Origin of the sequence: Streptomyces sp. SID5469 (genome assembly GCF_009862865.1) — a bacterium.
In the GTDB taxonomy this organism is placed as follows: Bacteria; Actinomycetota; Actinomycetes; order Streptomycetales; family Streptomycetaceae; genus Streptomyces; species Streptomyces avermitilis.
This window is the reverse complement of the sequence record NZ_WWIN01000001.1, coordinates 1,127,781-1,137,773: the sequence shown is the minus strand read 5'-3', so window position 1 is coordinate 1,137,773 and position 9,993 is coordinate 1,127,781. Positions and strand designations below refer to the sequence as shown.

8 protein-coding genes are annotated in these 9,993 nt (G+C 71.1%); 4 read left to right on the top strand and 4 right to left on the bottom strand.

All coding sequences use genetic code 11. The features are described from left to right. The first annotated feature begins 293 nt into the window (after nt 1-293). Nucleotides 294-1,145, top strand: a complete 852-nt coding sequence (locus tag GTY58_RS05000; protein WP_010982375.1) for a methyltransferase domain-containing protein — start codon at nt 294-296, stop codon at nt 1,143-1,145. A 25-nt stretch (nt 1,146-1,170) separates the two neighbouring features. Here GTY58_RS05000 and GTY58_RS04995 read toward each other — a convergent pair whose 3' ends face one another. After that, entirely contained in the window at nt 1,171-1,695 is a 525-nt protein-coding gene (locus GTY58_RS04995; protein ID WP_148663780.1) for a hypothetical protein, read from the bottom strand. 334 nt (nt 1,696-2,029) lie between these two features. On the opposite strand from GTY58_RS04995, the gene GTY58_RS04990 reads away from it, so the two are divergent. Further along, nucleotides 2,030-2,833: an SDR family oxidoreductase gene (locus GTY58_RS04990; RefSeq protein WP_037651597.1), complete on the top strand. Its 804-nt coding sequence runs from the start codon at nt 2,030-2,032 to the stop codon at nt 2,831-2,833. A 46-nt stretch (nt 2,834-2,879) separates the two neighbouring features. Here GTY58_RS04990 and GTY58_RS04985 read toward each other — a convergent pair whose 3' ends face one another. The 3 genes from GTY58_RS04985 to GTY58_RS04975 all read right to left on the bottom strand — a co-directional run bounded on the left by GTY58_RS04985 (nt 2,880) and on the right by GTY58_RS04975 (nt 7,897). Further along, the gene (locus GTY58_RS04985; protein ID WP_010982373.1) at nt 2,880-5,729 is read right to left on the bottom strand and encodes a LuxR family transcriptional regulator; all 2,850 of its coding nucleotides are present in this window, start codon (nt 5,727-5,729) and stop codon (nt 2,880-2,882) included. 477 nt (nt 5,730-6,206) lie between these two features. Beyond that, nucleotides 6,207-6,980 carry an ABC transporter permease subunit gene (locus GTY58_RS04980; protein WP_010982372.1) on the bottom strand — a complete coding sequence of 258 codons (774 nt, stop codon included), beginning with the start codon at nt 6,978-6,980 and terminating at the stop codon, nt 6,207-6,209. Next, nucleotides 6,977-7,897: an ATP-binding cassette domain-containing protein gene (locus GTY58_RS04975; RefSeq protein ID WP_037651595.1), complete on the bottom strand. Its 921-nt coding sequence runs from the start codon at nt 7,895-7,897 to the stop codon at nt 6,977-6,979. Before GTY58_RS04975 ends, GTY58_RS04980 begins: the two co-directional genes overlap by 4 nt. 179 nt (nt 7,898-8,076) lie before the next feature. Here GTY58_RS04975 and GTY58_RS04970 point away from each other — a divergent pair, with 179 nt between their 5' ends. Both GTY58_RS04970 and GTY58_RS04965 read left to right on the top strand, forming a co-directional pair. After that, nucleotides 8,077-9,282, top strand: a complete 1,206-nt coding sequence (locus GTY58_RS04970; RefSeq protein WP_242432294.1) for a sensor histidine kinase — start codon at nt 8,077-8,079, stop codon at nt 9,280-9,282. Next, nucleotides 9,279-9,986, top strand: a complete 708-nt coding sequence (locus GTY58_RS04965; protein WP_010982369.1) for a response regulator transcription factor — start codon at nt 9,279-9,281, stop codon at nt 9,984-9,986. Before GTY58_RS04970 ends, GTY58_RS04965 begins: the two co-directional genes overlap by 4 nt. Nucleotides 9,987-9,993: the final 7 nt, after the last annotated feature.

Here is a 9,993-nt window from a genome sequence, read left to right as displayed (position 1 = left end):
GGACATGATGAGAGCTGCAATGCAGCGTCGAAGAATGAAAGGAGCGCGAGAAATCCGCTGACGGCCGGGCATCAATGTCTTGAACGTCTTCAACTCTTCAAAGCTAATGACGGCGCGGCGGCGGCGAATACCCCTATCCACCCCTGGGCTGTGCCGTTCCCAAGGGTGTTCATTTCTTAGGGGATCGGGGTGTCTGCATAGCTCGGACAAGTGGCAGAAAAAGGTCTACGTTTCCTGGAGTAGATCGCCACGACAGCTGGGCCGCCCGGCCCGGATTGCGGAGGTTCCCGACCATGATGGCCGTCCCGGAGCAGACCCCGCCCTCTTCCCTGGAAGTGGGGGACTACTACGACCGTTTGACCGACCTCATGAATCGTGCGCTGGGTGGGAACACCCACCTCGGATACTGGCCGCAGCCGGGGGACGGCAGTTCACCGGGCAAGGCCGCCGACCGGCTCACCGATCTCCTCATCGGCAAGCTGAGAGGCATCACGGGCCGCCGGGTCCTGGACGTCGGCTGCGGTTCCGGAAAGCCGGCGGTGCGGCTCGCCCTGAGCGCGCCCGTCGATGTCGTCGGCGTGACGGTGAGCGAGGTTCAGGTCGGGCTGGCGACCGCTCTCGCGAAGCAGTCGCACGTGGCGGACCGGGTCGTGTTCACCCGTGCCGACGCGATGGAACTGCCGTTTCCCGACGGGTCCTTCGACGCGGCGTGGGCCCTGGAGTGTCTCCTGCACATGCCCAGCCCCGCACAGGTGATCCGGGAGATCGCCCGGGTGCTCCGCCCCGGCGGCCGGCTGGCCGTCACGGACGTCGCACTGCGCGCCTTCGGGCGGACCGGCATGAAGCGCGGGGAGTGCACGTCCCAGTTGCTCGCGGTCCCGGCCCTGGTGCACATCGACGAGTACGCCGGAATGATCGCCGACGCCGGGCTGGAACTGCATGAGCTGACCGACATCGGCGATCAGGTCGTCGGCCCCTCTTTCGCCGCGCTGCGTGACCACGTGAACGAGCACCTCGACGAGTACGCGGCGGCCTTCGGGATCGGCGTCGCGGAGATGCGGAAGGTGGTTGCACAGTGCACGACGCTCCCCTGGACGCCGGACATCGGCTATGTCGTGCTGACCGCCCGGCGCCCGGGGGAGTGATGCGGCAACGCTGTCGACGCGCCGCTCACTCGGCCGGCAGATGCCGGCTCAGCCAGGGGATTTCCGTCATCAGGTGCAGGGCCCTGTCCTCGGCCTCGCAGGCGGCGGATTCCACGCCGAGGTCTACGGCACCACGGTCGGCGGCGGTCCGGGCCGCTGTCGCCGCGGTGGCCGCTGCCTGTGCGACGGCCACGGTCTGGGCCGCGATGTCCCTGGTGCGCCGGGCCACGGCGCGCAGGTCGTCGAGGGTCTCGGCCGCTGCCGTTGTGGCGTCCGCCGCGACGGACGCGGCGTCGGCCCAAGCCGAGGCCGCCGAGGCCGCAGCTTCCGCGGCCGCGGCGGCCTCGGCGGCGGCAGCGTCGCGTGAACTCGCCGCCAAGGCCCTCTCGGCGGCCGTCCTGGCGCGGGTGGCGGCCGCCGTGGCGGTATCCGCGGCGGTCATGATGGCGGCGGTCACCGCGGCCGGATCCATGGCGTCGGCCACCGGCCCCGGCTCACGAGCCGCGCGGGACGTCTCCGCCGCGGCGGCGCGGGTGGCGCCGCGAGGCACTGGGCGCGTGATCCGGCGCTCAGCCCGCGCCGGGCGTGGCCCGCGTACGGGGCCGCCGCACCGGCCTGCGGGGGCTCGGAGACGCGTTCGGGTCGGGACACAGCGCCTCGCGGCGTTCCTTCGCGTCCGCCCTGATTGAGGTCGGTCACGCACCATCCACCTTTCCTGACGTGGGAAACCGGTCCGTTCTGCCTGGGGCCGGTATGGCCTGTCTGGGAACGGTACGGCGGTGCGTGAGTGCGGCCGCGGTATTCCCGTTGCCGTCACTCGAATGGTGGAATCGCTCATCACTTCAGGAACACCGTGCCTGCTTTCCGAAAAGGGGAATTTCATCGTGGCGGATCTCAAGGGAAGGGCGGCTCTCGTCACCGGAGCCTCACGCGGAATCGGCAGGGCGATTGCCCAACGGCTCGCCGCGGAAGGTCTTCTGGTGGCCGTTCACTACGGCAGCCAGGAAAAGGCGGCCGCGGAAACGGTCGAGGCCATCGAACGGGTCGGCGGGGAGGCCTTCCCGGTCCGGGCCGACCTCCGCCGCGACGACGCCGTCGACACCCTGTTCGCAGAAGTCGAGAACCGTCTGGACGGGCGCCCGCTCCATGTCCTGGTGAACAACGCCGGGGTGCAGTCGCCCCCCGCACCGGAGGGAGCCGGGGGAAAGGGTGAGGACGTCACCAGCGTCTCCGGCGTCACCGCCGCGGAGTTCGATCACCTGTTCAGGATCAATGTGCGGGCCCCGTTCTTCATCATCCAGCGGGCCCTGCGGCTCATCGGTGAGGGCGGACGCGTCATCAACGTCTCGTCCGCCCTCACCCGGATCGCCTGGCCGCTCCTGCCGTACGCCATGAGCAAGGGTGCCCTGGAAATGATCGCGCCGCGCCTGGCCCTTGAGCTCGGCGCGCGCGGCATCACGGTCAACACCGTCGCTCCCGGGATCACCGCCACCGACATGAACCGCGCGATGCGCGATGTGCCCGGGGTCGAGGAACGCATTTCCGCCCTCACCGCGCTGCGCCGCCTGGGGCGTCCAGGGGACATCGCCGGTGTGGTGGCCTTCCTCGCCTCCGACGAAGGCCGTTGGGTCACCGGTCAGTTGGTGGATGCGAGTGGGGGGCTGTGCATCGCGCCCGCCATGTCGTGAGGCGGAAGACGAGCACACGTCGGCCGGGACGCCCCCCCTCCCGTGGTCAGTTGGCCTGGTCCGCGAGGTGTCGCAGACGGGTCGGCAGCTCCCTGCGGCGGGTGATGTTCAGTTTGCGGTAGACCCGCGTCAGATGCTGTTCGACCGTGCTGACGGTGACGCAGAGCCGGCCGGCGATCTCACGGTTGGTGTTGCCGCCCGCCGCCAGTGTCGCGACTCGCATCTCGGACTCGCTCAGCAGGGCCTCGGTCGCGGCCGCCCTTCCGTCGGGCCCCCGGTCCTTGGTGCCGCGACTGGGCAGGATGCTGTCGCACAGGGCCTGGGCTCCGCACTCCTTGGCCAGCTGCCAGGCGCGGCGGACCGTGGCGCTCGCCCGTACGGGCTCGTTCCGGCTGTGATACGCGGCGCCGAGATCGGCCAGTGCGCGGGCCAGCGCCAGGCGGTCGCCGGAGCTCTGGAGGTCACTGACCGCCTCGCTCAGCAGCCGGAGCCGTTCCGCCGGCGCCGCGGTCTGGGCCCGCAGGCGCAGCGCGGTGCCGCGGACGTACGGGTTGCCGCTGTGCGGGGAGACGAGCTGTTCGGTGAGGAGTTGGTCGGCCCTCTTCGTTTCCCCGAGCCGGAGGAACGCCTCCGCGGCGTCCGTACGCCAGGGCAGCAGCACCGGATGGTCCAGTCCCCACTCCCGCGCCACCCGGCCGGCGGTGAGGAAGTCGCGGACGGCGGCGGGCAGGCGGTTCATGGCCAGGTGGAAATGGCCCCGGGCCCGCAGGTACCCCAGGCCGTACACACTGTGGAACAGCGCCTCGGGAACCGGATGGCTGAGCAGTTGCGTGGCTTCGTCGTAGCGTCCCATCGCGGTGCAGGCGAGGACCTGGCAGGCCAGCGGACCGCCCGCGAAGACGCTGCGGCTGTGCCCCGGTACGTGTGTCAGTGCGCGCTGGGCGCACTCCTTGGCGTCGGCGAGCAGGCCACGGCACAGCGAGAGTTCGGCCCGCACCGCCAGGAGGTGCGCCTGCCAGCCGGGACAACGGCGACGGGTGGCCTCGCCGAGCAGGCGGTGGCACCAGATGTCCGCGGTGTCGTACCGGCCCGTGCGGGCGAGGATCCGCACGGCGTTCACCAGGAGCACGAGGGTGCTGTCGGTGAGCGGGGAGGACCGCAGTACCTGTTCCGCGGCGTGTGCGGCCGCCTCGCTGGTGCCGTTTCCGGGCAGGGCCCACAAGGCCGCTGTCGGCTGCTGGCCACGGCCGTCCTCCGGCCGGGGCTGCGGGGCACCGGACTGCCGGGGCAGGAACGGCTTGTCGGCGGGATCGCGGCGGGTGCCGGGATCGCGGCGCGCGGCGGGATCGCGGCGTGCGGCGAGGTGTGCGGTCGACGGCCACGGAGCGGCCATCGGGAAGCCGCCGTCCGCGCACAGGCCGCGCGCGTCGTCGGCGGCGTTGAGCCGGTCCATCGCCTCCCGCGCTTCGCCGAGGCGGCCGTGGTTGACGAGCAGAGGGACGAGTAAAGCCGTCTGATGGCCGGTCAATTCTCCTTCCCGCAAGGTGGCGACCAGGTCGGCGAGGTGCTCTTCCGCCACCGCGATGTTGGTGCGCCCGAAAGCGGCGGCGAGCCTGATCCTGATCTCCGGACGTTCCCGTTCCCGGACACAGGCCCCGTAGGCGAGTTCCAGGCAGGAGACCGCCGACGCCACGTCGTCCTGCGCCAGCGACTGCTCGGCGGCGTCACGCAGCACGGACACCGCCCAGGGGCCCGCCGCATGGCGGGCCGCGAGAAGGTGGCGGGCGACGTCCCGCGGCGCCGCGCCGTCGTGGTGCTGCAGCGCCGCCGCTCGGCGGTGCAGGTGGGCACGGCGGCTCGGGTCCAGTGCGTCGAGCGCGGCGGCCTCGGCCACCGGGTGCCGGAAACGGCCGGAGGTGGTCAGCCCCGTCGCCTCCAGCGCACGCAGCCCCCGGGTGACCGACGCGGGACTCGCGCCGAGCAGTTGGGGGAGCAGGTCGGCGCGCGCACGCCCGCCGAGGACGGCGAGGGCGCCGGCCGTCTGCCTGATCGCCGTCTCCGTGCGGGACAGGCAGGCCAGTACGGACTGGTAGAAGCGGCCGCCGACGACCGGGCGCGGCGGGGCGGCCTGCGGCGGGGAGTGCAGCGCGGAGGGCTCCGCCGGGCGGGGTGCCGAGGGGGCGTCGGCCTCGCTGTGCTCTTCGAGCAGGGCCCGCAGCAGCAGCGGGTTGCCCCCGGTGACGGTCAGGCAGTAGTCCGCCGGCGGGGGCGCCGTGGGCCGCGCGCAGCGGTCCGAGACCAGCCCGGTCACTCCGTCCAGGGACAGGCAGTCCAGCGTGATGCGTTCGAAGGCGGTCTGACGCATCAGCTCGGCTTCGAGTACCGGGTCGGCGGCCGGACTGCACGCCAGGGCGGTGCACAGCAGCAGGATCCGCGAGGTGGGGGAGTGGCGGGTGAGGCGCATCAGACAGTGCAGCGACTCCGGGTCCGCGTCCTGTACGTCGTCGATGCCGATCGCCAGCGGGGCGCCGGCGGCGAGGCGTTCGAGGGCGCCGCGGACGTGTTGCACCGGCATGGGGCGGACGGCGGTGCGGGCGGTGTCCTCGGGGGCGGGGTCGTTCAGCAGTTGCTGCAGTACGCCGAGGGGTTGCCGGTGGTCCGCGGGAAGCCCGGCGGCACGCAGGACGGCGAAGCCGGAGGCGGCGGCGGTGTGCAGTGCCTCGCCCAGGAACGTACTCTTTCCACAGCCCATTCCGCCCTCGGCGACGAGCAGTTTCACCGTGCCGGCCGCGCATTCGGTAAGGGCCAGCCGCAGCGCGCGGAACTGTGTTTCCCGGTCGACGAGCGTGAGTTCTTCTGGTTTCCGAGGGGGGTGCAGACAGGAAACTCCCTGCATGATGTTCTTATTTCTCCTTTTTCCAAGAAAGCGTGTCTCGGGGATTTCGATTGCTTGAGCAAAAGCGGTCGCGGCCGTGCGGGCTGGGTTGATCAGCATCAGAGGTGATGGTCAGTGTTATGAATTTGCCCTGGTGGGCGGGGTAGTGTCAAGGTCGCTGACTTTGATGATTAACTGATGATCGTGGGATTCTGAGGTGGTGTTCGCGAGGGTGAAGGAGTTCCTTCCTGGAGACATCCGTGCCCCGGATGGCGGTCCACAATTCACGAGTGGGATGCGCAGTGGGTCGCGTGCTGCAACACCGAATGGAATACCGGGTGACCGGTATGTATGGCGGTGCGGTGACCGCGGAAACGGCTCGGGCGGATTGACCGCCCGAGCCGGAGGAGAAGGCCATCGCCGCACCCGCGAGCAAGGGTCCAGAGGGACGGCGGCGCGAAGGCGGCCTGGCCTATGGGGAGTTCGGAGGACCAGGCGTCAGGCGTCCCGTCGGCGCAGGACCAGGTAGCCGCCGGTCAGGGCGGCGGCAGTCCAGGCCAGCAGGATGACGAGAGCCGTGCTGGGCCCGTAGTCGGGGCCGAAGCGTCCGTCGCCGGGAGGTCCGGCAATACGCATCAGTTCCAGGCCGGCCTGGTCGGGCAGGTACTGCAGGACGGGCTTCAGGGCGGGGACGTTGCCGAGTCCCTGGGAGCCGAGGAACAGCAGCGGGAGAAGGACGCCGAGCGAGATGGCCGAGCTGCGCACGATGGCCGCGATCCCCATGGACAAGGTGCAGATCAGCGTCAGGTAGACAATGGCGCCGACCACCGCAGCCGGGACCCCGTGCGCAGTGAGCGTGATGCCGTACGGGCCGAGGGCCGCCTGCGCCCCCGCGAACGTGACGATCACGGTGACCGTCGAGCCGGCGAGGGCGGCCAGTGTGCCGGCCAGTACCTTGCCGCCGTAGAGCAGCCCACGCCGGGGCACCGCGGACAGTGACGTCCGGATCGATCCGGAAGAGTACTCGGAGCCGACGAGCAGGACGCCGAACACAACGAGGGCGAGCTGCCCGAGGGTCACGCCGTACAGGCCGGCGAAGAGCGGACTGAAGTTGACGACGCGCTCGATGTGGCCACGCCAGCTGAACGCGACAACGGTGCCGAGGCCGGTGCTGAGCACGAAGGCCAGCAGCAGGGTGAAGCTGGTCGAGCGTACGGTCCACACCTTGATCCACTCGGCGGCGAGAACCGCTCGGGGCGAGTTGCTGGTCATCGGCGTACTCCTCCCGGCGACTCCGCCCGGTACTCGACCGCGGCAGCGGTCAGCCGCATGAACGCCTCTTCGAGAGACACGGTCTTCCGCGTCACCTCGTGCACCGTCACGGCGTGCGCCGCGACGAGTTCGCCGATCCGCTCCGCGGCGGCGGCCACCTTCAGGCTGCCGTCGGAGCAGTCGGTGACCGTGATTCCCGCGCCGACCAGCACGTCGCGCAGCCGCCGCGGTTCCGGAGTGCGCACCCGCACCCCCACGTCCGTGTACCTGTCGATGAACTCGCTCATGCTGGTGTCCGCGAGGAGCCGACCGCGGCCGATGATGACGAGGTGGTCCACGGTGAGCGCCGCCTCGCTCATCAGATGGCTGGACACGAAGACGGTGCGTCCCTGTGCCGCCAGGTCCCGCATGAGGTGCCGCAGCCACAGGACGCCTTCCGGGTCGAGCCCGTTGACCGGCTCGTCGAGCACCAGGACGGCGGGGTCGCCGAGCAGCGCCGCGGCGATTCCCAGCCGCTGACTCATGCCCAGCGAGAACGTCCCCGCCCGCCGGCGCACGGCGCTCCGCAGGCCCGCCAGCTCGATCACCTCACGGACGCGGCGGGGCGGGATCCGGTTGCTGCGGGCCAGCCAGCGCAAGTGGTTCAGCGCGGTTCGGCCGGGGTGCACCGCCCTGGCGTCGAGCAGTGCCCCCACCGTCCGCAGCGGGTCGCGGAGCCGCTGGTAGGGCGCGCCGTCGATGCGTACCTCGCCGGCCGTCGGGCGGTCCAGGCCCAGCATCATGCGCATCGCGGTGGACTTCCCGGCGCCGTTGGGGCCAAGGAATCCGGTCACCCGACCGGTCCGTACCTGGAAGGTAAGACCCTCCACAACGGTGGTGGTCCCGTAGCGCTTGGTCAGATCCGTGACTTCGATCATGCCGGTGATGGTCCGTGACGACAGGCTCCCGCCGCGTCCCGCTCGGGGCTGACTGCCCCTTCTCCACCCCCGGTTGGAGAATGACCGCCACCCGCGGCCGCGCATCAGGCTGCAGGAGGAGCGGCTTTGACCACCGCTGGACGGAGGCGGAGCGGCGTACGCCTGGATATGGTCGAGCGGTGCATGCAGGTACCGCGGTGGACCCCGACGACCATCCGATCCTGGCCCGGCGACTGAGCCGGCGCCGACTCATCGCCCTGGACGGCGTGCTCGTATTCGCCTACGCATGCGCGCTGCTGTCGACCGGGCCGACAGGCATCTCGTCGTCGTCCGCGCCGCCGCTCCCGGCCCCGGTGCCGTGGGAGCGGCTCGTGCTCATCGCCGCGGCCACTGCGCCTGTCGCCGTACGGCGGATCTGGCCGTTGCCCGTGTTCGCGGTCGTGCTGGCGGTGACCGCCGTGGCCGTCGTGCGGGACGCGGCGTGGGACCCGTTCCTGTCGGCGGCGTTCGCCCTCTACACCGTCGCCGTCACGGTGCCCTCGCGCCACTGGTGGCAACGCTGGTTACCCGGCCTGGCGATCGCTTTGCTGACCGTGGCCGGCCTTGCCGGAGCAGCGCGTGCCGGCGAGGCCTTCTGGTGGCGCGGCAGCCCCGGTCTGCTGCTGCTCGGCTTCGCCGCACTGCTCGGCGCCTGGCAACTGGGACGCGCCGCGCGGCAGAGGCGCGCATTCGCCGTCCGGGCGGCCGAGCAGCTCGCACAACGGGCCGTCACGGAGGAACGCCTGCGGATAGCCCGCGAACTGCATGACGTCGTCACGCACAGCATGGGCCTGATCGCGGTCAAGGTCGGCGTCGCCAACCACGTGTTGCACATCAGGCCGCAGGAGGCGTACGACGCGCTCCAGGTCATCGAACGCACGAGCCGCACCGCGCTGAACGACATGCGCCGGATGCTCGGTGTGCTGCGTACGTCCGAGGGTGAGCGGCAGTCAGCGGCTCTCGGCCCGCTGCCTGGCGCCCTTGCTCTCCCTGACCTCGTCGGGCAGGCCGGCGCGCAGCTGACTATGCGCGGTGTCGAGAGTCTGCCCGACGGAGTCGCGCTGGCCGTCTACCGGATCGTGCAGGAGGCGCTCACCAATGTCGCCAAGCACGCCGGCCCGGAGGCCCGCTGCCGGGTGGCGGTCGATGCGAACGGCCACGGCGTCCGGCTCGAGATAACCGACGACGGAGGCGACCGGAGCCCCCTCGCGCCGAAGCCCGGCGGCCACGGAATCGTCGGCATGCGCGAACGCGTCGCCCTGTACGGCGGCACCTTCGCCGCCGGACCGCGTCCAGAGGGCGGCTTCGCGGTACACGCGTCCCTGCCGTACGAGGAGAACACATGACCCGGCCCGCCGATCCGCCCGGTGCCCCGGTCCGGGTCCTCATCGCCGACGACCAGGCGCTGCTGCGCGGCAGCCTGCGGGTGCTCGTCGACACCGAGCCCGGCCTGGTGGCCACGTCGGAGGCGGCGACCGGCACGGAGGCGGTGCGGCTTGCCCGGCAGGATCCGCCGGACGTGGTCCTGATGGACGTGCGGATGCCCGAAATGGATGGCATCGAGGCGACCCGGCAGATCTGCGGTTCCCCCGAGACCGCGGACGTCAAAGTGCTGATCCTGACGATGTTCGACCTGGACGAGTACGTCTACGCCGCGCTGCGGGCCGGTGCCAGCGGCTTCCTGCTGAAGGACACGCCGCCCAGCGAGTTGCTCGCGGCGGTACGGGTCATCGCCGCCGGCGAGGCGCTGCTGGCACCGGCCGTGACGCGGCGCCTGATCGCGGAGTTCGTCCACCGCCCGGAGCCCTCGCGACCGCTGCGTCGCACCCTGGACGGCGTGACCGAGCGCGAACGTGAAGTCCTCACCCTCATCGCCTGCGGCCTGTCCAACACCGAGATCGCCGAGCGGCTGTATCTCGGCATTGCCACCGTGAAGACCCACGTCAGCCACCTGCTCACCAAGCTCGCCACCCGCGATCGCGCTCAGTTGGTGATCGTCGCGTACGAGAGCGGCCTGGTCACGGTGGCGCGACCACCGATCGGTTCCTGAGGGGCGC

What these genes read in the sequence shown, in the direction of transcription:
- GTY58_RS04975 (WP_037651595.1), bottom strand. Translation starts at nt 7,897, where the DNA reads ATGATCGAAGTCACGGATCTGACCAAGCGCTACGGGACCACCACCGTT.
- GTY58_RS04965 (WP_010982369.1), top strand. Translation starts at nt 9,279, where the DNA reads ATGACCCGGCCCGCCGATCCGCCCGGTGCCCCGGTCCGGGTCCTCATC.
- GTY58_RS04985 (WP_010982373.1), bottom strand. Translation starts at nt 5,729, where the DNA reads ATGCAGGGAGTTTCCTGTCTGCACCCCCCTCGGAAACCAGAAGAACTC.
- GTY58_RS04980 (WP_010982372.1), bottom strand. Translation starts at nt 6,980, where the DNA reads ATGACCAGCAACTCGCCCCGAGCGGTTCTCGCCGCCGAGTGGATCAAG.
- GTY58_RS05000 (WP_010982375.1), top strand. Translation starts at nt 294, where the DNA reads ATGATGGCCGTCCCGGAGCAGACCCCGCCCTCTTCCCTGGAAGTGGGG.